General features: G+C 60.8%; 19 protein-coding genes and 5 pseudogenes. 10 read left to right on the top strand and 14 right to left on the bottom strand.

Features of this window, described 5'->3' with window-relative positions; all coding sequences use genetic code 11:
• Window positions 1–18: 18 nt before the first annotated feature.
• The 3 genes and pseudogenes from WS92_RS29445 to WS92_RS29455 all read right to left on the bottom strand — a co-directional run.
• A pseudogene (locus tag WS92_RS29445) lies at window positions 19–303 on the bottom strand (DUF2130 domain-containing protein); the annotation flags it as partial.
• Between the two features lie 2 nt (window positions 304–305).
• Entirely contained in the window at window positions 306–2,186 is a 1,881-nt protein-coding gene (locus tag WS92_RS29450; protein ID WP_059929752.1) for an ATP-dependent nuclease, read from the bottom strand.
• Between the two features lie 344 nt (window positions 2,187–2,530).
• A complete protein-coding gene (locus WS92_RS29455) occupies window positions 2,531–2,878 on the bottom strand; it encodes a helix-turn-helix domain-containing protein (protein WP_059929754.1) in 348 nt (115 codons plus the stop codon).
• Between the two features lie 160 nt (window positions 2,879–3,038).
• On the opposite strand from WS92_RS29455, the gene WS92_RS29460 reads away from it, so the two are divergent.
• Window positions 3,039–3,644: a hypothetical protein gene (locus WS92_RS29460; protein WP_059929756.1), complete on the top strand. Its 606-nt coding sequence runs from the start codon at window positions 3,039–3,041 to the stop codon at window positions 3,642–3,644.
• 78 nt (window positions 3,645–3,722) lie between these two features.
• Window positions 3,723–5,711 (top strand): hypothetical protein, encoded by a 1,989-nt coding sequence (locus WS92_RS29465; RefSeq protein ID WP_059929757.1) that lies wholly within the window; start codon window positions 3,723–3,725, stop codon window positions 5,709–5,711.
• Between the two features lie 129 nt (window positions 5,712–5,840).
• Here WS92_RS29465 and WS92_RS29470 read toward each other — a convergent pair whose 3' ends face one another.
• From WS92_RS29470 to WS92_RS36875, 10 genes and pseudogenes are all read right to left on the bottom strand, one after another.
• Window positions 5,841–6,275, bottom strand: coding sequence for a hypothetical protein (locus WS92_RS29470; protein ID WP_141668116.1), 435 nt, complete (start codon window positions 6,273–6,275; stop codon window positions 5,841–5,843).
• 293 nt (window positions 6,276–6,568) lie between these two features.
• A complete protein-coding gene (locus WS92_RS29475) occupies window positions 6,569–7,780 on the bottom strand; it encodes a YagK/YfjJ domain-containing protein (protein ID WP_082743542.1) in 1,212 nt (403 codons plus the stop codon).
• A gap of 328 nt (window positions 7,781–8,108) precedes the next feature.
• On the bottom strand, window positions 8,109–8,666 hold the full coding sequence (locus tag WS92_RS29480) for a hypothetical protein (RefSeq protein WP_059929763.1): 558 nt from the start codon (window positions 8,664–8,666) through the stop codon (window positions 8,109–8,111).
• Between the two features lie 11 nt (window positions 8,667–8,677).
• Complete coding sequence (locus WS92_RS29485) at window positions 8,678–8,881, bottom strand: hypothetical protein (protein WP_059929765.1); 204 nt, start codon at window positions 8,879–8,881, stop codon at window positions 8,678–8,680.
• 148 nt (window positions 8,882–9,029) lie between these two features.
• Window positions 9,030–9,848: a hypothetical protein gene (locus tag WS92_RS29490; RefSeq protein ID WP_141668117.1), complete on the bottom strand. Its 819-nt coding sequence runs from the start codon at window positions 9,846–9,848 to the stop codon at window positions 9,030–9,032.
• Window positions 9,848–11,140: a phage integrase gene (locus tag WS92_RS29495; RefSeq protein ID WP_059929769.1), complete on the bottom strand. Its 1,293-nt coding sequence runs from the start codon at window positions 11,138–11,140 to the stop codon at window positions 9,848–9,850. Before WS92_RS29495 ends, WS92_RS29490 begins: the two co-directional genes overlap by 1 nt.
• Before the next feature lie 120 nt (window positions 11,141–11,260).
• Window positions 11,261–11,699, bottom strand: a pseudogene (locus tag WS92_RS36870) (helix-turn-helix transcriptional regulator).
• A gap of 129 nt (window positions 11,700–11,828) precedes the next feature.
• Window positions 11,829–12,053, bottom strand: coding sequence for a hypothetical protein (locus WS92_RS29500; RefSeq protein ID WP_009913942.1), 225 nt, complete (start codon window positions 12,051–12,053; stop codon window positions 11,829–11,831).
• Between the two features lie 358 nt (window positions 12,054–12,411).
• A pseudogene (locus tag WS92_RS35365) lies at window positions 12,412–12,665 on the bottom strand (phage virion morphogenesis protein); the annotation flags it as partial.
• Between the two features lie 8 nt (window positions 12,666–12,673).
• Window positions 12,674–12,766: pseudogene (locus WS92_RS36875) on the bottom strand (PAAR domain-containing protein); the annotation flags it as partial.
• A 34-nt stretch (window positions 12,767–12,800) separates the two neighbouring features.
• Between WS92_RS36875 and WS92_RS29505 the strand changes: the two are divergent.
• The 5 genes from WS92_RS29505 to WS92_RS29525 all read left to right on the top strand — a co-directional run bounded on the left by WS92_RS29505 (window position 12,801) and on the right by WS92_RS29525 (window position 19,464).
• Complete coding sequence (locus WS92_RS29505) at window positions 12,801–13,118, top strand: VF_A0006 family four-cysteine protein (protein WP_015601972.1); 318 nt, start codon at window positions 12,801–12,803, stop codon at window positions 13,116–13,118.
• 449 nt (window positions 13,119–13,567) lie between these two features.
• On the top strand, window positions 13,568–14,212 hold the full coding sequence (locus WS92_RS29510; protein ID WP_015601293.1) for a lytic polysaccharide monooxygenase auxiliary activity family 9 protein: 645 nt from the start codon (window positions 13,568–13,570) through the stop codon (window positions 14,210–14,212).
• A 191-nt stretch (window positions 14,213–14,403) separates the two neighbouring features.
• A complete protein-coding gene (locus tag WS92_RS29515; RefSeq protein WP_059929771.1) occupies window positions 14,404–16,068 on the top strand; it encodes an FAD-binding oxidoreductase in 1,665 nt (554 codons plus the stop codon).
• A 239-nt stretch (window positions 16,069–16,307) separates the two neighbouring features.
• Window positions 16,308–17,405, top strand: coding sequence for an IS5 family transposase (locus tag WS92_RS29520; protein WP_015602980.1), 1,098 nt, complete (start codon window positions 16,308–16,310; stop codon window positions 17,403–17,405).
• Between the two features lie 253 nt (window positions 17,406–17,658).
• Window positions 17,659–19,464, top strand: coding sequence for a methyl-accepting chemotaxis protein (locus tag WS92_RS29525; RefSeq protein ID WP_015602085.1), 1,806 nt, complete (start codon window positions 17,659–17,661; stop codon window positions 19,462–19,464).
• 124 nt (window positions 19,465–19,588) lie between these two features.
• On the opposite strand, the gene WS92_RS29530 is transcribed toward WS92_RS29525, so the two are convergent.
• Complete coding sequence (locus WS92_RS29530) at window positions 19,589–20,404, bottom strand: alpha/beta fold hydrolase (protein ID WP_059934755.1); 816 nt, start codon at window positions 20,402–20,404, stop codon at window positions 19,589–19,591.
• A 724-nt stretch (window positions 20,405–21,128) separates the two neighbouring features.
• Between WS92_RS29530 and WS92_RS29535 the strand changes: the two genes are divergently transcribed.
• From WS92_RS29535 to WS92_RS29545, 3 genes and pseudogenes are all read left to right on the top strand, one after another.
• Window positions 21,129–21,806 carry a CsgG/HfaB family protein gene (locus WS92_RS29535; RefSeq protein WP_009913933.1) on the top strand — a complete coding sequence of 226 codons (678 nt, stop codon included), beginning with the start codon at window positions 21,129–21,131 and terminating at the stop codon, window positions 21,804–21,806.
• Window positions 21,807–21,866: 60 nt separating this feature from the next.
• Window positions 21,867–22,286: a DUF4810 domain-containing protein gene (locus WS92_RS29540; RefSeq protein WP_015602080.1), complete on the top strand. Its 420-nt coding sequence runs from the start codon at window positions 21,867–21,869 to the stop codon at window positions 22,284–22,286.
• An 8-nt stretch (window positions 22,287–22,294) separates the two neighbouring features.
• Window positions 22,295–22,967: pseudogene (locus tag WS92_RS29545) on the top strand (DUF799 domain-containing protein).
• Window positions 22,968–23,055: the final 88 nt, after the last annotated feature.

Raw genomic sequence — 23,055 nt, forward strand, 5'->3', positions numbered from 1 at the left:
CTTTTTGAAACCGTCTCTTAGGGCCTCGGTCACGGCGAGCTTCCGTGCGACCTCGCCGGCGTCAAGCCTAGCCTTCAGGTCCTGGATCTCGGCGTCCTTGGCTGTGGCAGCCTTTTCCAGTTCGCTGGTGACCTTGGTCGTGGCGAGTTCGACCGCATTTCGCTTATCCTGCTCGGCTAGTTCAAGCCGCTCATGCAACTGCTGCTCGAACTCGTTGTCGCGAACCTGCTTCAGGATGTCCGCGTACCCAGCCTCGTCGATCTTAAATGCCTTCCCGCAGTGCGGGCAGATGATTTCATGCACGATTAATTACCCTCCGCTTTAGCCAGAATCTGCATGAGCATCTCTGGCACATTCCCTTCGGCCTTGAGGGTTGCCGTCCTGTATGCGAGTTGATTTTTTGCGAGACTGATACCTGCAGCAGCCTCGAGGTTGTTGCAGGCCGTGACCCATTCTGCCCAGTTTGCTGACAGGAATGCTTCCAGGTGATCGTCGAAGATCGCAACCTCGTTAGCAACAACAGCAGACGGAAAGTCCTCTTCAGCTCGACCAAAGTACTTCAGCACCGCACGATTCGCTTTCGCGTGGTTGCCCCGTTCTTCATCGATCTTTGTTTGCGCCTTCCCATTATCTTTCGCGCGCGCTTCAAACCCGCCATCCGCATCGAAGAGCGCATAGACCGGGATACCGATCGACGCCAGGATCGCGTGTGCGAGTGGGATAGATGTCTTGCCTCCTACAGGGACGATGAAGATGCCAGCGGCCTCAAGCGAGCCAAGAGAGGTCTTATCGCCGATGCCATAAAACACTGCCGACTCTGTCGTACCTTCCACAAGGAAAGCACGATGCGCGAAGAGCGCTACGGCAAGCTGATTCGCTACAATGCCGTCGAGCTGGCGGTCAACTGTATCGGCGGTCAATACTCCATTCAGTTTGGCTTTCACGCCAGCAACCGTGGCGAGGTGGACAGTGACCACTGGAGTCTCGTCAGACGACCTTGTCAGCCGCCTGACCTGGTCGAAATGTCGCGCCTCCAGGAAGTAGGGACTATGAGTCGCATAGGTCACTTGGATACGCTTACCGGCATCCTCAGCGAGGGACCGGAGCACCTTCGCGAACGTCTGCGCCTGGATCGGGTGCTGAAAGAGTTCTGGCTCCTCGATCGCCAGGCAGATGACACCCTCTGCTGACGCCGCGCCTGACTGCGCCAAGAGTTGGAGCGCCGAGATCAGAAGCGTGCGCTGAAAGCCATGCCCCTGCCGCTCCACAGCAGTCTCGGTTGTGCCATCGAGCACGGCCACCTCGAATGTGGTCCGAGGGGCCTTGAGTTCCACCCCTGCAGGAGATACCGTGACAGCCCGACCAGGCGAGTAAGACTTAACGACGTCATTGAGTTGCGTCGTTATCGTCTCAAGCTGCGCCTTGAACTTCTCCTCGTAGACAATCTGCTGTTTTGCGCGTGACTCGTCGACGATCTTCGCGATCTCCTCATCAGCAGCAGCACGATCGATTGACCGCTCAAGAATTCGACCGATGATACTCGACTTCCCGTCGATCGACTCATCGCTCGCTCGAAGATCGGCCGTGACCAGGACGAAGTCGAAAAGGCCACTCATCTTGCCGCCGCTGTTGAAGCCGAAGAAGTTGGTCTGCAGCGCCTCAGGAGCGTCGACGAGTTGATCAATGTGAGATGCCTCCCATGCCATCATCGCTTGCTCAACAGCTGCGCCAGTGTTGGCCGCCGGGAGATTCAGGTCTGCGCGACTACGCCGGAGTTCAGCGTACAAATCCTTCTTCGCGGTCGCACCGCTTGCCGCCTTGATCGTGTTGAAATCCGGGAAGCCCTTTGCATTGGCGGAGAGCACATCGGAACCATCAGGTAACCGGCGCTTCCATGCAGTGAACGTGGCGACTCCGTCCGGCGCGTACTTGCCAAGTGCATCGCGGTCCTTGTTGGTGAGGTCAGCGAATGTGACCTGAACCTCGATGTCTTCGGCAGTCGCCCCGAAGGAGCAGTCCTTCTCTGTCAGCGAACTGGGCTTGCCGTTGAAGTACCAGTCGAGCGCACGAAGCACGGTAGACTTGCCGGCACCGTTCGGCCCGATGAATGTCGTGACGGAATCGAAGGGGATTGTCACGTCTTTCAACGTGCGGAAGTTCCTGATGCGAACAGATTGGATCTTCATTGCAGGTTCCAGCTCCTGGTGCCTTTTGCCGAAAGCTAAGTCGCGAACACCGACTCGCTGCCCGAAAGAGCAGTCTCTTACAGGATCATTCGCCAACGATGAGTGCGCCGCCACTTGGCAACCAATAACAGTCCGGTCTGGTGGCACAGTGGAATACGGCTACTCAAAACGGTGAACGTCGGCGCGTGATCGCGGCGATCATTCGGCGACCGTATTCGACCGGTAGGAGCCACTATAAACCAGACTTTCGGGGCAGCAGGCAGCAGGTCTCGTCTTGGCCGCCCCCTGCTCGATGTTCCCCACTGATATCGGCTGCACCCGCGTCAGAAACCGGCCCGATCTCATCAGCGTCGCGCAAGGCGACCAGCCAGACGCTCAACAATCTCAACCACCATCGTCCGGTCATTACCGCTGAGCTTCGCCAGAAGCTGACCGACGTACTTCCCCTGATCGCTACTGCGCGTGCTGGCCCCGGTCAGCAGATCGGCCGCATCGCAGCCGAAGATCTCGGCCAGTTCGACCAGCCGGGCAACGGTCGGCATCACCAAGCCGCGCTCCATCCGCGATACCGCCTCGTTGCCGATTCCGAGCATCTCCGCGACCTGCTCCTGCGTCAGGTCGCTCTCCAGCCTGTGCTTTGCGATCGCCCGGCCGATTAGGCCGGCCAGTTCATCCAGATCAACCTGTGCCATGTGTTCTCCCATTCGACTTGAATGGTTGAACACACGACCTTATAAGGTAAGGACTTTTCAAGTTGATATTAAACTTTAAAAGACGAATGCCGTTATCCATTGAGACGACATCATCGGCTTTCTCACCACAACCTTACAACCCGGAAAGAGACATCACCGCATGAAGAGCCACCGCTACCCCCGCATTCATCACCTCGTCGCCCTCACTGCGCTGACCGTCCTACTTGCCGCATGCGGCAACGGCGCACCGAGCGAAAGCGATGCGAAGCAAGCCGTTCAGGCCCAGCTGGGCGATTGCAAGTATGTCGATATGTCCGACTTCAATCGAGTCAACGGCGCCCAGGGCAGCGATGACCACCACTACCAGATCGAAGTGCAATACAACCTGACGCTCGAAGCGGACGGCGATCAGAAGGACAAGCTGGAAGACTGGGCAAAGAAAACGTCTGAGCGCCAGGATTTGCTCAAGCAGGAAATGCAGATCCGCAAGGACGACGCCGACAGCGGTAAAAGCGCGGCTGACGATTCGGATCTGAAAGACGATGAGCAGAAACAGGCGGCGCTCTATCAGGAGCTGATTACCAGCTACGGCCCGCGCACGTTCCGATCCGAGTTCGACCAAGCCTGTCCGAATTTCCCAGGCAATGCCGCGCGAGACCTGTTTACCAAGGTCGATGGTCCGGGCTTCAGCGGCAAAAACACGCTCCGGTTCCACTACACGCTGGACATGGTCAAGACCGACAACGGCTGGCAGTTGGATCGCTAATGCCGTCGTGATCTCGGGGTCGTCTGTGATCGGACGGCCCTATCGCAGCACCACTCAACCATAAAGGACCCGAGAAGAATGAAAATCCGATCCAATACGGGGATCATGCGACTCGCGCTATGCGCGTCGATGAGTGCCGTTCTGGCCGCGTGCGGCGGTGGCGGCGGTAGCAGTAGCGCAGCGCCGACCGGAACCGGCGGTCAGTCAACGGCTGCGGCCACGTCCATGACCGGAACGGTCGCGATCGGCACCGGCATGACTGGCGCGATCGTCACGGTCACGGATGCCGGCGGCAAGAGCGTCACGGCGACTTCCGGCGCAAACGGCAACTACAACGTCTCGTTATCGAGGCTGACTGCGCCGCTTCTGATTACCGCCGCCGATCCGTCCGGTGTATCGGGCACGCTCTATTCGGTCTTGTCCAGTGCCAGCACGGCAGCCGGTGCGCCGGTAATCGCGAACGTGACGCCGCTGACGACGGCCGTTGCGGCACTCATGACTCAGTCAGGTAATCCGGCGGATCTGACCGGTAACGCATCGGCGATCACGTCTTCTGCGATTACCGCGGCGGAAACCACCCTCGATACGGCGATCGCGCCGATCCTGTCGGCCAACAGCGTTCCGGCGTCGTTCGACCCCATCGGTACGACCTTCACACCGAACCAGACCGGCGCGGACGCCGTGATCGATTCCGTCGCAGTCACACCCTCGGCCTCGGGTTTCGGATTGCAGATCACAAGCCTTGCCAATCCCAACACGGCAATCCAGCTCAATTCCAGCACGAGCGTATCCACCGCACTTGCGGCCCCCGCCCAGGCCGCGAACTACCTCGCCAACCTGCAAGCCTCGTTGAGCGCCTGCGCGTCGGATGTTCAGGGTGGCGCCACGGACACCTCGGACAGCAATTGCACGTCAGCGATCGATGCCAATTACCTGAACAACGGCATCGGCACGGGAGTCGCCGGGTTCGCCAAGCGTCACACGCTCTTCACCAAGGGCACGGTGCTAACTGGCATCAAGACGGTCGCGTTCGTCCCCGCTGGTACGCTTGCCGGCATCAACAATCCGACGGCACTCGTCTATCTGCTGATGACCGATCCAGACGGCACGCCCGACTTCGGCATGGATTACGTGCAGCAGTTGCCCAACGGCCAGTGGGACATCATCGGCAACCAGCTGCAGGACAGTACCTACATCGCGTCGTTCCTCGGCCGCGTCCAGTACACGGATTCGGCGGATGCAGCCAATGCGCACTACGAGTCAGGTCTCGATATCCAGATTCCGTCTTCGGTGAAAATCAACGGTACGGCTACGGGCGTTGGTTCCGCCGTGGTGACGGGACCGGGTCTGCCAGCTAGCGGCCTGTGGTTCCAGACCGCAGGTAACGGCACGGGTGCTGGCTATCTTGAAATTCCGACGGGTACGCTTACCGCGCCGCTCACGAGTGTTGGCAATCGCGTCAATGGCGGGATGTCCACGACCTACAAGTGGGCATGGGCGCCGCTCTCGGGCAGCGCGACGTCGTTCTCGCCGAACGGTCTGCCGGAATATGCGTCGTCATCGCAAGACGTATCGGCGATCCAGAACTTCGGCGTCTACACGGTCACGCTGTATGACACCACCGGCACCGAGATCCGTTCGGAGCAGATCCAGAACATCGCGCGCAACTATGCCGCAGCGGCAGGTAGCACCGTGGCATGGCATACGCTCGGCAGCGACGTGATCGCGAACTTCCTGACGCCTGGCGGCTCCGGTACGCAAAGCACGCCGGGTACGTCGGCGTCGCTCGACTGGACGACGCCGGCCGGCACGTTCTATCCGAACTTCTGGGCGTCAATCAATTCGCTAGGCGCGGCCCGGACCAGCGTACCGATCACGACCTACGATGCAACGGTATGGGGAGCGAGTACGGGCAACACGCCGTCGCCGCTTACGTTCAATACGCCGTTCACCGACGTGCTGACCTCGACTGCAACCGCGACGGCAGAACAAACCGTTCAGGTGCAGCTCGGCTGGCAGGCTGACGGCGAGTATTACGTCAACACCTGGCAGTACGGCAATCCGTAACGCCGCCCTGCAGGCACAGAGGAACCCGCAGCAACAAGGGTTCCTCTTTTTTTGCCAACACGATCACTTCACGAAACGGTATCCACCGTATTGCGGCAATAGTCTCGCCATCAGCACGATTACAGCGATTTATGCAGCTTCGCCGAGCTCGCCAGCCTGCTCCGACATCCGGTTGTCGCGGTATTGTTCACCGATCTGCGACTCGGGAACCTCGGATTTACAGCACGGACACTTGACGAACTGAACCTTACGTTCGGCGCGAATTTTCGACATCATCGTCTTAAGCGTGCCATCCTTGATGTCGATGCCTGCCCCCTTCAGCAGTTCCGAAAGCTTCGAGTACGTAGCACCTTTCTTCAACTTCTCTTCGAGCAGATCGAACATCTCGCGGACATAATCGAGATTCGACATCTTCGATTCGGGTTCATATGCCTGAAGCGCGGCGCGCATTGCCTCCAGGATGTCGCGGCGCGATTTTGCCGGCTCGTTCACTTCCGCTTTCGAGGCCATACCTTGGGCACCCGAGAAGGCATTGCCCATTGTCGTTTGCTGTTTCATATTCATAGTCATCTCGCGTAAAAATTGTCGAACACGCCATCGCTGCCATGAATACGCAGCGGTACGGCGCGTTACCCGTGATTGCTCAGGCAGTACGTCTGATTGACGTATCGGCCTGAGCCCTTCAGATTCCGTCTCTAGTCGGTCAAGCAGCACATGAGGGGATAAGAGGGCGCGCCAGGCGCAGTTCCAGCTCTGGCAAGCTCGGCGGGGCAAAGAGCTAGTTGCGATATCCAAGAGCTACTTTGCATATGGTCCCGGCAGCCTCCAAAGCCCCAGTCGATGCCCTCTGATCCAGCCTATTCGACCGTGCTAATGCCCTTCTTGCGCGGGCGGCCAGCAGTCGACTTCTCATCCGGCATATGACCGGTACCGAAGAGATTGCACTTCGGCGTCGGTTTGACGTAGAGGTACTGGTTGCGCTTCGCGAGGTAACCCAGCGCACGCATCAGGTTTTCGCGCTTCGGTTCGTCGTAGTAGTTCACCTCACCAATACCGCAGTACTCGCCGTATTCGTCCTTGTGGCGGTTGCAGTTGTGGTACAGGCCAAGTCCCTTTGTAATCGATTGCGACCAGTATTGACCGATCTGATCGGCCAGCCAGGCATCCTTCTTCACCTGCGAACCGTCAAAGAAAAATGCGACGTGCAGGTGATAACCGCTGACGCGCGACCATTCGATACGCCAGACATGACCGACAAGATGCTCGAACAGCGTCGGCTTGCTGCGCTTGTTGGTGAAGAGGCGCTTGCGATCCTCATTAAGCACCGTCACATCGAAACGTGCCTGCGTTTCCAGGCCGTCATACTCGACCACGGCGTCGCCATACAGGTAACCGTGATCGGCCAATGCCTGGCGCGCCAGTTCCTTGTCAATTTCAAGGAGCTGCTGTTCCGAGACGCATGCCACCTTGTAATTGAGATCGAGGCGGATCACCATCAAGCGCGCGTAACGCTCGAACAGCGCATCCATATACAGCTTGAGACGCTCGGCGTTATCGTCGATCGCGTTCTGCCAGTCGTTCATTTGCTTCGTGATGTTCACGCGCGCGCCTTCTTCGCGCAGCACCTTCACAAAGTCGTTGACGATCTCGGCTTCGATACGCTTGCCGTCATGGAACGGAAACTCCATACGCGTCAGGGTGCAGAAGCGGATATCGTGAAATTCGAACACTTCGAAGAACAACTTCAGCGCCGGGGCGTAGTGGTAGTCACGCGAGTACAACTCCGTCATTCCATGAATCAGATGCACGAACTTTGCCAGTGACGACGCACTATCGACACGCTTACGGCCCTTCTCGTCCGTCGTGATCTTGAACGGAAGAGCATGCTTGGTACGGAACACCAATTTCACGAAACGAACCAGGAACGGCAAGTTACGCGTGCTGTGACCGAGCAGGATACGAGTACCGTTATGGTCAAAGACGCTGTTGTGCTCCATATCGAGACTAGATGCCTGCTCTACGAGGTGGCTGTTATCTTCAGATTGAAACCAGTCTTCTTTGGCTGCCATTTTTTCTTTCCTTTACGACAGCCTTGACAGGCTGTCGACGTTGTTTGATTGATCAATACGCATGCCATCTCTTACGGATGGCATGCGTGTGCTCATGTTGTTGACGATCGCCATCTCTTACGAGAGTCGATCTATTGACCGGTCGTTACCTATCTATTCATTAGTTATCCTACCTAATACCAAAATAGATCGACGACCGCGCACCCACTTTTCTCCTGCGTTGATGATTAGATTGCGTGGAAGCTGCTGGGATCAAGGTCGCGCAGGCATATACATAAATATCTTTTCGCCAGCACATCGATGACGCCGGACTGACCTTTCGGCCCGCTCAGTAACCGGGCCAGCGGTGAGCCGAATAACCCGAGATAAACATCGGGTTCAGCGCGACCCAGTCGGGCTTACCTTGGTTCTTGATGATGTGGATACGACCGATCGAGCACAACACGATCAAGGCGCGTTGCACACCCGGCTTGGTCATGCCAAAGTTGCGCGCAGAACTCAACAGGTCCGCCTGCACGAAAATACGTTCGCCGGTACGACGTGCGGTCTCGCACAAAACCTGTTCAAGATGCATCGCCTCCTTGTGCTCGCGCGACGTCGGAGCACCTTCGCCAGCCTTGCCGTTGGCATCAGGCAAGCATTGACTCTTGATAAGTTGATACAGGGTCTCTGCTTTTTTCTTCGAAAGCACCGGGCCACCGTTTTCGCGGATCAAGGTAACGATCGGCGACCACTTCCAGCCGCTTTTCAGTGCCTCATTGATCACCGGCACGAACGGCTTCAGACGCTCAAGCTTGATCTGCTCGCGCGATTTCTTCGAGCGGATCGCGCTCAGAGCACCAGCAACGTTGGGCTTCGCAATATCGAGAGTGTCTTTCTTCGACATATACTCCCCCCTTACTCCGACGCAGTGTTGCTGCTAACCGTCTGATCCGCCAGCATCTGGGCCTCCCAGTCTTCCGCGCATTTGCGCGGGATGATCACACGGCGGCCAAGGCGCAGCTCTTTCGGCCCTTTACCCTGAGCCTTCAGGGAGTAGTAGTAAACGCGGCTGAAGTGATATGCCGCACAGAACTGGGGAATGGTGTAGCTCGGATCCATGCTTCCTCGACTCCTTGGTAAGAGGTTGTTCACCTGAACAACCTTGAAGCGAGGTTACGTGTTCCCGAAGTCGATTAAAATTTGCGCGCGCTGCCTAAATATGTTTCTCCGCAGCGTAAAAACGTATTTGCGCTGCGCGGACACTATTTTATTTTTGCTTCCGGGGCCGTCCTGGTAGTTGTGCGCCATTTGGTATCTTTAGCTCGCCCTGCTTGCCTGCTTCCCGAATCCACTTCTTGACGGTTGGCTCGTCGGGAATGTCGAAATTTTCGGAAAATTCCTTGTTGCGGGACTTCAAGCCGGCAATGATGTTCTTCGCGACCTCGCCAATTTTGAGAGCACTATCGCGCTCCCAGATAAGCTTCGCGTCAGATGTGGCGTAAAACCTTGCTTTTTCAAAATCGTCGTAGCTCTTGCCGATGCCGTTTTCATAGGCTGTACGGCGTGAGAGACGAGTTGCCGTGACGCCGTCTAACGCTGCCGAATGCTGGAGCTCATATCCGATGCGCAGTGATTCTGCAAGCAGCGTCATTCCGAGATAAGCGGCCTTTTCGGACTGTCTCTGTTCAATCGCAAGCCTTAAATGAGACGCGACGATAAAGATATTGATGGCTGCCTGACCAACCGTTGACAGGGGCATACTCTCGTCGATGCCGGCATCGCGTCTTGAGCAATATTGCAACACCTCAGTCAACCACCAATCTCGCCACTCTTCGTAGTCGTCGCCTTGGATTGGATAGCTCTTGCAACCAGCATTGCTCCACTCGTGGCGTAATCGCCATGCTGCTTGACTCTCAAAGCGCGGTATCAGGCTGTCGATAACCATTGAGTAGCCTTGGTCGATAGCGGCCAACAATTCGTGAGTAGTGGGTCGCCACGCGAAATCGGCCGGATGTGCGAGTAATGGGACACCCCCAGTAATCATCGAATCGAGTTCCAATTCGTCTGCATCGTGGGTCATTTCCATCAGGCATTCCCGGATTTGCTAGCTTGGCTAGAGGTCGTTCGGTTCAACTTCGCCACAGCCGCCGACAGGTGTTCAGGTGCAAGGTGTGCGTAGCGAAGCGTCATTGTCAGATCGGCATGGCCGAGCAATTCGCGCACCGTATTGAGATCCACTCCCGCCATAACCAATCGGGACGCAAAGTGGTGGCGCATGTCGTGCCAACGAAAATTCACGATCTCGGCATCTTTGAGCAGCTTGGACCAAGCCGTTTTGACATCGGTTCGCACGCCGCCGACCGCGCTCGCGAACACTACGCCGTGCTGTGTTTGCTGCTTGCGCCATGACTTGAGCGTTGCCAGCGCTTCGTCGTTTAGCGGAATATGCCGTTGCTTTCCGGACTTTGCCGCAGTGTCGGTCACTGTCAGGATTGCGCGGTCGAGGCTGACGTGCTGCCAGTCGAGTTTGAGCAGCTCGCCTTGACGCAGGCCGGTGTTGATCGAGAGCAGTACCGCAGGTTTGAGGTAATCGACGAAGTCCGAGCTTCGAAGATCCTGCATCGGCTCATATCCTCGCGCGGCGCGCCAAGCATTCGCAGATTCGCGGCCAGCGCGTTCGCGCTCTTCGCGGGCGTCGAGCGCCGCGCGCAATCGGATTTCTTCGTCGTTCGTCAGCCAGCGCACCTTGCCGCTGGGCTCCTGCAATGCCTTCACCGTCCGCATGGGGTGTTCAGCGATGATGCCCCATTCCAGTGCCCGCGAGAACAGTCCCCGTAGCGCCGACAGATCGCGATTGACTGTGGATGCGCCGATTCCGGCCTTGAGGCGGTTGGAGCGCCATTTCTCGATGATCCATGCGTTGAATTCGCTAATCGGCTTATCGAGGTGTTCGGCGAACGACTTGCGCAGACGCGTAAGCGTTGCAGTACCGGTCCGGGTGTTGGTCGCCAGCCAGTCGGCGTAGCGGTCATCGATAAATCTCGCGAGCGTTGGCGTGCCGATGATTTTATCGGCCTCGACCTTTCGGCGGCGGCGCTCAAGCACGTCTGCCGTCGTGTCGCCAGTTTTGTCGATGTCGCGCAGGGATTTTTTTGCCAGCTCGCGCGCCTCGCCGGGATTCAGATCCGGCCAATAGCCGAGCACGCGCCGCCCCCGTGAGCCGTCAGGCTTCGTCCACCGGATGGTGTAGCTGATCCGGCCGATGGGCGTCACCTTGACCACGAACGCGCGCACGTCGGCATCAACGAACTCCTGATACCGGCCGGTTGGTGTGATTGCCCGTAAAAAGTCACGATCGATTTTGAATCTCTGACCCATGCCCTAGCTCCTGCCAATTAGGCAAGAGTATAGTCTAGGGCCGAATTAGGGCCAATCTTGCCGTGAGCGGGCAAATACACGCCTGAACACTAGATTTCTAAGTAGTTGATTTTTAATAAATTAAAAACGACGGCTTACTCTGGTGAACATGCTTCTCGACACTCCGAAGGCAGGGGTTGCTGGTTCGATCCCAGCCGGGCGCCAAGTCTTTGTTTTCTTCGGCTTTTTCAGCCGCGTCAGCCGGTTTTGAAGTCAAGCTTACCACGGCGGTAGCGCCAAGCACCACAGTCGCCGCTACACCCGCCGCACGCAGATTCCCCAAAGCACGAATCCATACTGACGCCCGATCGGCTTCGAGCGTCGTTTCGATCGCCGCGAGCGTCTCGAATACCGGCAGCCCCGTCAGTTATGCAAGCTGGGCGATATGCGTCGCATCGGGCTTGTACTTGCCCTTCCGCCATTCCGACAACTTCGACGGCGCGACCCCGAGCTGTTCCGCGAATGCGGACAGGCTCCCTTGAGTCCGTTGGGCGTCGTCGAGCAGTTCTGCAGTCAGCATAACATTTCCCTTGGCCGACTTAGCATTTTCCTAGATACTTCTCTCGAACTTGGGAAATTGCTAATAAATTGGCTTATTCCTAAGACTGGAGTCTAGCAGGGTATCGGTATGGGTTAAATCGGTTCCTATTTATCGCTGGCGGGGGTGCCGGAACTGCTTGGGGTTGTAGATCACCCGCTTGATCGGATCGAGTTCTCTTTGCCTATGTAATTGCGCGCGTCGGCGACTCGATCGAAAGGCGACACCGATCGCAGCGAGTGCAATGGCGATGAGGAGTCGGGCCTCGATCGTCAGTGCTGCCCAAGTCAGCGTAATGCGGCTGAGCACGTTGTAGGCGAGTTGTTCGGAGTTCATTTTGGCCCGGTGTTGTTGTAATCGTATGCGGCCATTTTTTTACCACACCGATCGCCTATTGAGCGCGGGGATATATCAATCAACCACGAGTAGCGGGGTAGAAGATGAAAGGCTTGAAATTCGACCGATTGGTAACGCTGGCATAGTCGTTGTCATTTCCCGAGTAACGTCGCTTGTACATAAAATTTACGACACACATGCCCCATTATTTCCGATGATAGAATCTTGAAGTGAAAGAGAATTGCCAGGATAGTTGTTTGTTGACAAGCCCCCAGTTGGAATTCGGGCATTAACGGGCCGTTTATGGCTTGCGCAACCCCGGTCACCGTACAACGTCGGTGCGGGTATAGGCGCGAACTCAGCGCTGCAGATAGCGTAGTAGTCGATCGCGTACGAGTTCGCGATCGGCGTCGGCGAAACCGAGCACGACGCGAACCGGATACTGCGCGAATGGCCCGCCCGGCTCGACGAACGCCTTCTGGCCCTCCTGGTGGACACGCGCGATGCGCGAGAGCCGTTCGTCGAAGCCAATCGCAAGGCTTGCGCTGTCTACGTCGATGCGTAAATACCGCGCCGTGCGCAGCTCCGAAATGTCGCCTCGCGCTTCACGCGGCGCATACGCCGAACGTCATGTCGAGTCCGCTCTTGACGCTCACAATCGCGAAAAGTCCGCCGCAGCGAGGACACGTCACCATGTCGCCAAGCAACCCGACGCCTCCACCCAACGTAGTCCTCAAGGTGAAAACCATGCATCTGACCGCCAGGAGTCTGTTGCTCGTCGCCATCCTCAGCCCGCTTTCGGCGGCCGCGTTCAACGAAGAGCAGGGGTATAACCAGTGCATTCTCAACGCGTTGCGGGGAAGCCGGAACCCGACCGCGACGGGCTTCATGCGCAATGCGTGCGATCAGCTCTACCGGAATTGGGCGATGTTGCTGCCGCGCGACCGCGCGTATCACACGTGCATCCTGGATAGCCTCGGGGGCGTGAAGGACACTTACGCCGTGCAGGAGCTCGTCGCCGCCTGTTCTCGGCAGAGCGAAGGCGCGGGGCCCACGTTCAAGTAGCGCGACAACCGCGATCTCCATCTTCCGCCGAACACGAATCGCGTCCGTGCCGAATCGGCGACTTGACCGCCGACAACCCTGCTCGTGGGTGCAACGTGCAACGCGGCATCGGGCTCGCGCCGCCCTCGCCTGATCGCGCGCCGCGCCGCGCCGCACCCTCGGCTTCGGGCGCAATGTTTCTAAATTTGTAATTTTTCATGAATCTATGTAATCACCATACGCTCCGAGTACCGGATCGGCGGCGGGGGGAATCCTTTATTGATCGTCCCATACACGGATCTTGATTCAATTTCTCTAATGAAAAATATAAAACGACAGAAAGGGGGTTCTCGATAAATTTATTGGCGTCATTCGAATGGAGAACCTAGCATCAATTTCATTGGTATCGCGAATAGCTTCCAAACGTCGGTCTTGCCGATGTCCGGCATGTTTGCAGCAAAGGAGGCGAAATGAGCACTACCGATTCGAGAAGCGCAACGAGGTCCTCGTCAATTTCTCCGCGGCACGGTCGCGTCATCACGCCCGAATCGCGCGCCGTGTATCTCTACGAAGCAGGCAAGCTCGACTTCGGGCAGGTCAACGAGCTGGAAGGCGGCAAATTCTTTCCCGCGACACAAGGTGGGCTGAGAGATCCGGACGCGCCGGACGATGTCGCCAACGGCGTGCCGCCGCGCGACGGCGAAATCGCGAGCGGCGGGCGCACGGCGGATGCCCGTGCGCAACTCAACGAACCCGATTCCGTCGCACATTGGCAGAAGCATGCGGTGCGCTCGGGGCAGTCGCTGCAAATCACGTGGTCGTATTCGATGCCGCACAAGACGCGGCGCTGGACGTACTGGATCACCAAGCCGGGATGGGACACCCACGCGCGGCTCGCGCGCGCGCATTTCGAGCCCGATCCGCTGAAGGTCTATCTGAACACGTATCAGCCGTACTGGGGGCCGGACGCAGACCGGGAGCTGATTCCCAGAGGCGACACGATTCACGAATTCAATCTGCCCGCTCGCACCGGCTATCACGTGCTGCTCGCGACGTGGGACGTCGCCGATACCGCCAACGCGTTCTATCAGGTGATCGACCTGAATTTCGCGTGAATCGGCTTGCGGTTTTCGCGATCCGCCGTGGTTGGCGGCACGAATGAAGCATCGCGGCCATCGGATTCGAGACCGTTCGGTGGCCGTCCCGCGCCTCGATTGTCGCGGCGATTCGCATCGTGCGTGTTCGCCCGGGTTGCGCGGCCGTCAGCTCGGCTTCGAAGCATGCGACACGTTCGCCGGAGGTTCCGATGTCCTATGTATACGTCGATGGTGCCGATCCTCGTTATTCGACGCTTCAAAAGGGCTTCAACCTGCGTTGGCCGCCAACGGCCAAGGCCGGCGCGGCGGCGATCTATGTCTGCCGCACGGCGGACGACGTGATCGAGGCGTCGCGCGACGCGCTCGCAAAAGCCTGCCGGATCACGGTGCGCAGCGGCGGGCACTGCTACGAAGGCTTCGTCGCGAACCGGCTGCCGGACGACGTCGGGCGGCCGCTCGCGATCGTCGATCTCGGCCTGATGTCGGGTTTCGATTTCGATCCGCGCGGGCAGATCGCGTCGCCGTTCGATGCCGCCGGCTCGGCGCGCTATCGGGTTCGCGTCGCAGCGGGCAGCCAGAACTGGGACGGCTATGTCGGCCTGTACAAGACCACGGGCAAGACGCTGCCCGGCGGTTCGTGCTACTCGGTCGGCGCGGGCGGTCATATCGTCGGCGGCGGGTACGGGCTGCTGTCGCGCATGCACGGGCTGACTGTCGACTGGCTGACGGGCGTCGACATCCTGACGCCCGCCTCCGGCGGCGGCGCGCTCGACGCGAAGCACGTGCATCTCGGCAGCGCCGACCCGACGGACCGGGCGCTCTTCATCGCGTGCCGCGGCGGAGGCGGCGGCAATTTCGGCATCATCCTGAACTACTATTTCAACGCGCTGCCCGACGCGCCGCGCACCGCGTATTGGCTGCCGCTCGCCTACGACTGGTCTGACTTCACGCAGGCGAGCTTCGGCCAATTCATCCGGGCCTACTGGGACTGGTTCAGCCGCAACGACGCGAACTGGAACGCCGCGGATCCGGCGCTCGCGAACGGCGGGCTGTTCACGCTCCTGAAGCTGCAGCATCGCTCGACCGGGCCGATCGTGCTCGCGATCCAGTACACGGGCAAGGACGGCGTGGTCGGCGGTGCGGCGGATGCGCCGTTCATCGATTTCGTCGACACGATGAATGCGGCCGCGGGCCGGATGCCTGTCATCTGGGATCGGTTCGTCGCGCCGAATCTGCCGGCGCTCGGGCATCCGCTCGCCGGGGCGCGCCTGGCGCACGCGACACGGAGCGCGCTGAAGATGGATTGGCTGTATCTGACGCAGACGATCAACGGTTCGGGCGCGAACCGGCGCGGCAAGTACAAGTCGGCGTACCAGATCGGCAATTTCGGCGACACCGAGATCGACGCGCTGTGGCGATATCTGAATACCGCGGACGATCCGCGTCTGAATCAGACGCTCGTGCAGATCGATTCGTACGGGGGCTGCGTGAACGCGAACGACGAAGGCGCGAATCCGACGTCGGTCTGTCAGCGGCAATCGCTGTTGAAGTCGCAGTATCAGACTTACTGGACGAATCCCGACGAAGACGCATTCCACGTCGAATGGCTGCACGACCTGTTCTCTGCGGTGCACGCGGATCAGGGCGGCAAGCCATATCGCGACGCGAGCGGCCGCTACGAAGGCTGCTACATCAACTACCCGGACATCGACATGAAGTATCTCGAGCGCGATCCGGCGCAGATCGATCCGCGGTGGCTCGAGCTGTACTACGGCGACAAGGCCGCGCGGCTGATCGCGACGAAGCAGGCGGTGGATCCGGGGAATCTGTTCCGGCATGAGATGTCGATTCCGCTGACGCCGCCGCGCGGTTGACCGCGCGATAACGGAGAGTTGGCCGGCGAACGCTTTCGGCCGCGCTCGCCGCCCGCCGCCCGCCGCCCGCCGGAGGCCGGTGCCGGCAAAGGCGTCGCATCGCATCAGACAAAAACGCTCGCGCACTTCGCGTAAACCCTAGCAGGCTGTTGAATTTGGGCCCAGCGTAAACGGGCGTTGAGAGTCGCGCGTTATGGATATCGTGTTCATGACCTTGGGCAATGAGAGCGATGCGCGGAATGGACGAGATGCAAGAACCGCTGTTCACAACGGTCAAGCTGGAAGACTTCGTGCCGGCCGATCACCCGCTGCGGCCGGTACGGCAACTTGTCAACGAAGCGCTCAAGCAGCTCAACGGATTGTTCAGCGTGATCTACGCGGACAGCGGCCGCGCGTCGATTGCGCCGGAGAAGCTGCTGCGGGCGTTGCTGCTGCAGGTGCTGTACTCGGTGCGCAGCGAGCGCATGCTGATGGAGCAGATGCGCTACAACCTGCTGTTCCGCTGGTTCGTCGGGCTGGCGATCGAGGACGCCGTGTGGGACCACTCGACGTTTTCCAAGAACCGCGACCGGCTGCTCGAACACGAGGTCGTCGAAGCGTTCTTCACCAAGGTCATGGGCTTGGCCGAGCAGCGTGGCCTGCTCTCGCGCGAGCACTTCTCGGTCGATGGCACGCTGATCCAGGCCTGGGCCAGCCACAAGAGTTTCCGCCCCAAGGACGGCCCGGGCGACGAGCCGCCCGCGGGTGGCGCTCGCAACGCCGACACTGACTGGCGTGGCCAGCGGCGCAGCAACGAGACACACCAGTCGAGTACCGATCCGGATGCACGCCTGTTCAGGAAGAGCAAGCAAAGCGGGGCCATCCTCGCTTACCAAGGACACATTCTCATGGAGAACCGCTCGGGCCTGGTGGTGGGTGCCGTGGTGAGCCATGCCGACGGCTTTGCCGAACGCGCGAGCGCCCTGCGCTTGCTTGATTGTGTACCGGGCCGCCATGCCAAGACGCTGGGCGCCGACAAGGGTTACGACATGCGCGACTTCGTTGGCGATTGCCGGGCACGCAAGGTGACGCCGCACGTGGCACGCAACGACACCCGCCAAGGCGGCAGCGCGATCGACGGCCGCACCTCGCGGCATGCCGGCTACCGGATCAGCCAAGTCATCCGCAAACGCATCGAAGAGCACTTCGGTTGGGGCAAGACGGTGGGCCGGATTCGGCAGACGGTGTATCGCGGCATCCGGCGCGTCGATCAGCACTTCAAGCTGACGATGCTCGCCAGTAACCTGACTCGCATGGCTCGAATACTGACGGTGGTGTCGCCCCGAGTTGCGCAATAAGCCGCCTGAGCGGGGCCGACGTGCGTCGGCATGCCGGCTGGCATGTCCACCAGCCGGGAGATTTGCATGGTGCTGCTGTAATTCACCGCTTGATCGCACGTGAAATCCTTTTAACCAGCGCTCCGGTTGTCATGACGGAGGGCTTTTCAACAGCCTGCTAGAGCAAAAACCCTGACGCCGCGCCTTCCTCGGGTCAAGTCGCCCGTTCCCGCAGCCGTAAACCAATAGGTCCGCTCCACACCCACCGCTCCTCATGCTCTCCTCGATCCGGTCCCGCATTCTCGTCGCGTGCCTTGCCATCGTCATCGGTTCGCTCGTCATCAACACGGCGCTCAACTATTTCGTCGCCAATCGCTACAACCGCGAGTCCATCAGCCAGAACCTCAGCGCGGTGCTGACCGGCCACGAAACCGGCATCGCCGACTGGGTTGCGTCGAAGACGCAGATGATCGTGTCGGTCGAAGACGCCGCGATCTCGCCCGACCCGATCCCTTCGCTCAAGCAGATCGCCGCCGCCGGCGGATTCACGAACGTCTATGTCGGCTACGCGGACAAGACCGCGAAATTCTCGGACCCGACCGGCATTCCGCCCGACTACGATCCGACCGGCCGCCCGTGGTACAAGCAGGCTGCGCAGGCGGGCAAGCCGGTCGTCACGCCGCCTTACGTCGACGTCGGCACGGGCAAGCTCGTCGTCGCGTTCGCCGCGCCGATCGTGCGCGACGGCGCGCTGAAGGGCGTCGTGTCCGGCGACGTCGCGATGGACAGCGTGATCGCGAACGTCAAGGCGATCCATCCGACGCCCGGCAGCTTCGGGATGCTCGTCGACCGCGGCGGCCACATCGTCGCGCATGCCGATCCGAAGCTCACCCTCAAGCCCGTCACCGATCTCGCTGACGACCTGAGCATCGACGCGCTCGCCGCGTCGTCGTCCGACGAGAACGCCGCGCCGATCGACGCGCACGTCGCGGGCGCGGCGAAGCTGATGCGCGCGCGCGCCGTGCCGGGCACCGACTGGCTGACTGTCGTCGCGCTCGACAAATCCGATGCGATGGCCGGCATGCATTCGCTGCTGCTCGTGTCGATCGGCACGCTCGTCGCGCTCGTCGCCGCCGCCGCGCTGATCGTCGGCGCGATCACGGGCGTCGCGTTCCGGGGGCTCGCGCGCATTCGCGACGCAATGGAATCGATCGGCTCGGGCACGGGCGATCTGACGCAGCGCCTGCCCGATGCCGGCCGCGACGAAGTGGCGCAGATCGCGCGCTCGTTCAACGCGTTCGTCGGCAAGCTGCAGGACGTGATGCGCGTGATCCGCGACGCGAGCGATTCGGTGCGGCATGCGGCGGGCGAGATCGCGTCGGGCAATCACGACCTGTCGCGGCGCACGGAATCGGCGGCGGCGAGCCTGGAGCAGACGGCCGCGTCGATCGAGGAGATCACGTCGACGGTCACGCAGTCGGCGGGCGCCGCGCGCCAGGCCAACGACATCGCGACGAACGCGGCGAGCGTCGCGTCGCGCGGCGGCACGGTCGTGTCCGACGTCGTGTCGACAATGCACGAGATCGAGGGCGCGTCCGGCAAGATCAGCGACATCATCGGCGTGATCGACGGCATCGCGTTCCAGACCAACATCCTCGCGCTGAACGCGGCCGTCGAGGCGGCGCGCGCGGGCGAGGAGGGGCGCGGCTTCGCGGTCGTCGCGGGCGAGGTGCGCTCGCTCGCGCAGCGCAGCGCGCAGGCGGCGAAGGAGATCAAGGCGCTGATCGACTCGAGCGTGTCGAGCGTCGCGACGGGCGCGACGCTCGTCCAGCAGGCGGGGCAGACGATGAACGACATCGTCGGCACGGTTTCGAACGTGACGACGATCATGCGCGAGATCTCGAACGCCGCCGACGAGCAGACGCGCGGCATTCAGGAAGTGAATCGCGCGGTGGCGCAGCTCGACGAGATGGTTCAGCAGAACGCGGCGCTCGTCGAGCAGTCGGCTGCGGCCGCTTCGGCGCTGCAGACTCAGGCGGTCGAACTCGCCGAGGCGGTCGGGAAGTTCAAGGTTGCGTGATCCGATTCCGCGGGGCGGCGCGCGACGCATTTTTTCAGCGGCGCCGACGCGTCGCCCGGCATCGTCAGGTTCGGCATGTCGCATGCGCCCGGAGACGAACGAACCGCGGTGCAGCGCATCGGGTTCAGTCGCCGCCGCGCGCGAGCCAATCGATCAACGCCTGCGTGACGAACGCCGGATTCTCGAGATTCGAAATATGCCCGGCTTTCGGCACGAACACCTTTTCGCAGCCGATCAGCGCTGCGATTTCGTCGGCTTCCTCGGGCGGCCGCGCGACGTCGTTCGCGCCGCACATCACGAGCGTGCGCTCAGCCGGCAGCGCGCTGAGTTTCGCGCGCGCGTCTTCGCGGCCAAACGTGATCTTGCCGAGCGGAATCACCGAGTCGCGCAGCCTTTCGGCCGTGAACGCCTGCAGCGCGCGCCGGAAGCCCGCAGGCAGCTCGCTCGCGAGATCGATGCCGGGGCGGAAGAAGATCGGCACGATCGCGTCGAGCAGCGGCGCGGGAATCGCGCCTTGCGCGTCGATGGCCGCGAGCATCTGGAAATATTTGCTGCGCGTCGCGTCGGGCTCGACGCCGACGTAGGTGTCCATCAGCACGAGACGGTCGATCCGTTGCGGCGCGCGATGCGCGAGCGGCACCGCCCACATGCCGCCCACCGACAGCCCGACGATCGAGCAGGTGTCGATGCCGAGATGATCGAGGAGCGCGCACATCTGCATCGCAAGATCGTCGAGGTCGTTCGTGCCGTCGGGCAGCGGGCCGGATTGGCCATGTCCCCACAGGTCCGGCGCGATCACGCGATACGACTTCGAGAGCGCTTCGAGCTGCGGCTCCCACATCGACGAATCCCACAGGTAGCTGTGCCCGAACAGCACGGGCGCGCCGGAGCCCCTGATCTGATAGTGCAGGGGTTGGCCATCGATAGTGACGAAAGGCATGTCGATAAGGTCGCTTGGCAATGAATCGGTTAAGGGAATTCGGTGAACGCGCGCAATCGATGCGCGTGCCGAAGCAATCGGCGGCAATCGTGTGAATTGCCGCTTTCGAGTGCGGGATGGGGAAATTGTCGCACCACCCTATCTCGGCCGTTTGTCGAAATCGAGCGCACAGGCGGCCGTCGCCGTTGCCCAGGGGGCGGGCGAATTCGTGCGGTCTGCGCGTGCCAAGTGGGTCTGCACGGTCGACATCGCGAAATGTACGGATCGAATCGCATCGACGAAATGCGCGACAGGCGCGTGCTGTTGCGGTCGCTCGACATTCGGCACTTTTTTGTTGTCGCGCGTGCATGGTTGCCGTTATCGTTGCGCACTACGACAATAATCGCGTGTTGTGAGAGCTTAGTGGCAGCACATAAGAAAAGTTTGCGCCTGGCTTCGTTCAGGCATCGGGGGCGGCGAAAGGTTGCGGCCGCATCGAATCCTCGCGTCGCGCGTGCGGGCTCGGCGCCGTCAGGCCGCACGCGACGCCGCGTCGCGCGCCCGCACGGACGCGCCGGCGCGCGGCCGCAACCGCCGGCCGCCGCGCGCGAATCCGCTCCATTCGCGTCATTCGCGCTTCCCATTCGATTCCTCATCTGACGTACGGCGTCGCATCGCGTGTTGCTTGCGCGATGCGACGCCGTCGACACGGCATGTTTAGCGATCTCCAAGGAGGGACCATCGTTTGAAAACTTCGAAGACAGTTCTGGCGTGCCTCGCGGCATCGGCCATCGTCGCATTGAGCGGTTGCGCGACCGAGGCGTCGCGCACGCTGCCCGTGCCCGCGTCGGCGAGCGCGCAGAAGCCGTTCGCGGGCAAGCCGGTCGGCATCGCGGTCGGCAAGTTCGACAATCGTTCGAGCTACATGCGCGGCATCTTCACCGACGGCGTCGACCGCCTGGGCGGCCAGGCGAAGACGATCCTCGTCACGCAGCTCCAGCAGAGCCGCCGCTTCAACGTGCTCGATCGCGAGAACCTCGACGAGATCAAGCAGGAAGCCGCGTTCATGAAGAAGGCGCAGGCGGTGAAGGGCGCGAACTATGTCGTGACGGGCGACGTCACCGAGTTCGGCCGCAAGGAAGTCGGCGATCAGCAACTGTTCGGCATTCTCGGCCGCGGCAAGAGCCAGATCGCATACGCGAAGGTGAACCTGAACATCGTCGACACGACGACGTCGGAAGTCGTGCTGTCGAGCCAGGGCGCGGGCGAATACAGCCTGTCGAACCGCGAGATCATCGGCTTCGGCGGCACGGCCGGCTATGACTCGACGCTCAACGGCAAGGTGCTCGACCTCGCGATCCAGGACGCGGTCAATCACCTCGTCGAGCAGGTCGACGCGGGCGCGCTCGCGTCAGGCAAGTAAGCGCGCCCGCACGGCGCGGACGAATTCGTTCATCCATCGTTTCCATCGACAACGACAACAATGAAGAAGACCTTCAAGACGGGAGTCTGGCTGCCGGCCGCGGCCGCGGGCGTGCTGCTCGCGGGCTGCGCGGCGAATCAGCCGAAGCCGCTCTATCAATGGGACGGCTATCAGCCGCAAGTCTACGAATACTTCAAGGGGCAAAAGAGCCCCGAAGACCAGATCGACGCGCTCGAGAAGGCGCTGCAGCAGATTCGCGCGAAGGGCAACCGTCCGCCGCCCGGCTTCGAGGCGCATCTCGGCATGCTGTACGCGAGCGTCGGCAAGGAGCAGCAGGCCGAGCAGGCGTTCCAGGCCGAGAAGGCGTCGTTTCCCGAATCGTCGCCGTTCATGGATTTCCTGTTGAAGAAGAAAGCCGCGGCGCCGCAATCGAAGCCGCAAGCGCCGGCGCAAACGCAAGTACAAGCACAACAACAATAAGGGCTGCCATGTTCAAGTTCATTTCCGCAAGACTCCTGTCGGCCGCGTCCGTGCTGGCGCTGCTCGCCGCGTGCGCGGCGCCCGCGAAGCACGTCGACTACACGGCGTTCAAGAAGAGCCAGCCGCGCGCGATCCTGCTGCTGCCGCCGCAGAACGACACGTCGGACGTGAAGGCGACGTACGGCTTGCTGTCGCAGATGACGCGGCCCGTCGCCGAAGCGGGCTACTACGTCGTGCCCGTCGCCGTGATGGAAGAGACGTTCAAGCAGAACGGCCTGACGAACGCCGCCGACATCCAGACCGTTTCGCCCGCGAAGCTGCGCGACATCTTCGGCGCGGACGCGGCGCTGTACACGACGGTCACGCAGTACGGCTCCGTCTACACGGTGCTCGACAGCACGACGGTCGTGTCGGCGTCCGCGAAGCTCGTCGATCTGCGCACGGGCGACCTGCTGTGCAGGGCAGCGGGCGCGCGACCGGCAAGGAACTCGGCTCCAACGTGGATTTCAGCGGCTTCGGGTTGATCGCGACGCTCGCGCAGGCGGCCGTCAAGCAGATCGCGCACACGCTGAGCGACGACGCGGTCGACGTGGCGGGGCTCACGAGCGGCCGGATGCTGTCCGCCGGCCAGCCGAACGGCCTGCTGTACGCCCGCATTCGCCGAAGTACGGAACCGATTGAGCGAAGGTTCGAGCGATCGACTCAAAACGGCCCGGCCGGCCGTTTTTCTTTGGAGCGACGGCGCCGGCTTGGTCCGCGCTTGCCGCGA

The organism is Burkholderia sp. MSMB1588 (assembly GCF_001546925.1).
GTDB lineage: Bacteria > Pseudomonadota > Gammaproteobacteria > Burkholderiales > Burkholderiaceae > Burkholderia > Burkholderia humptydooensis.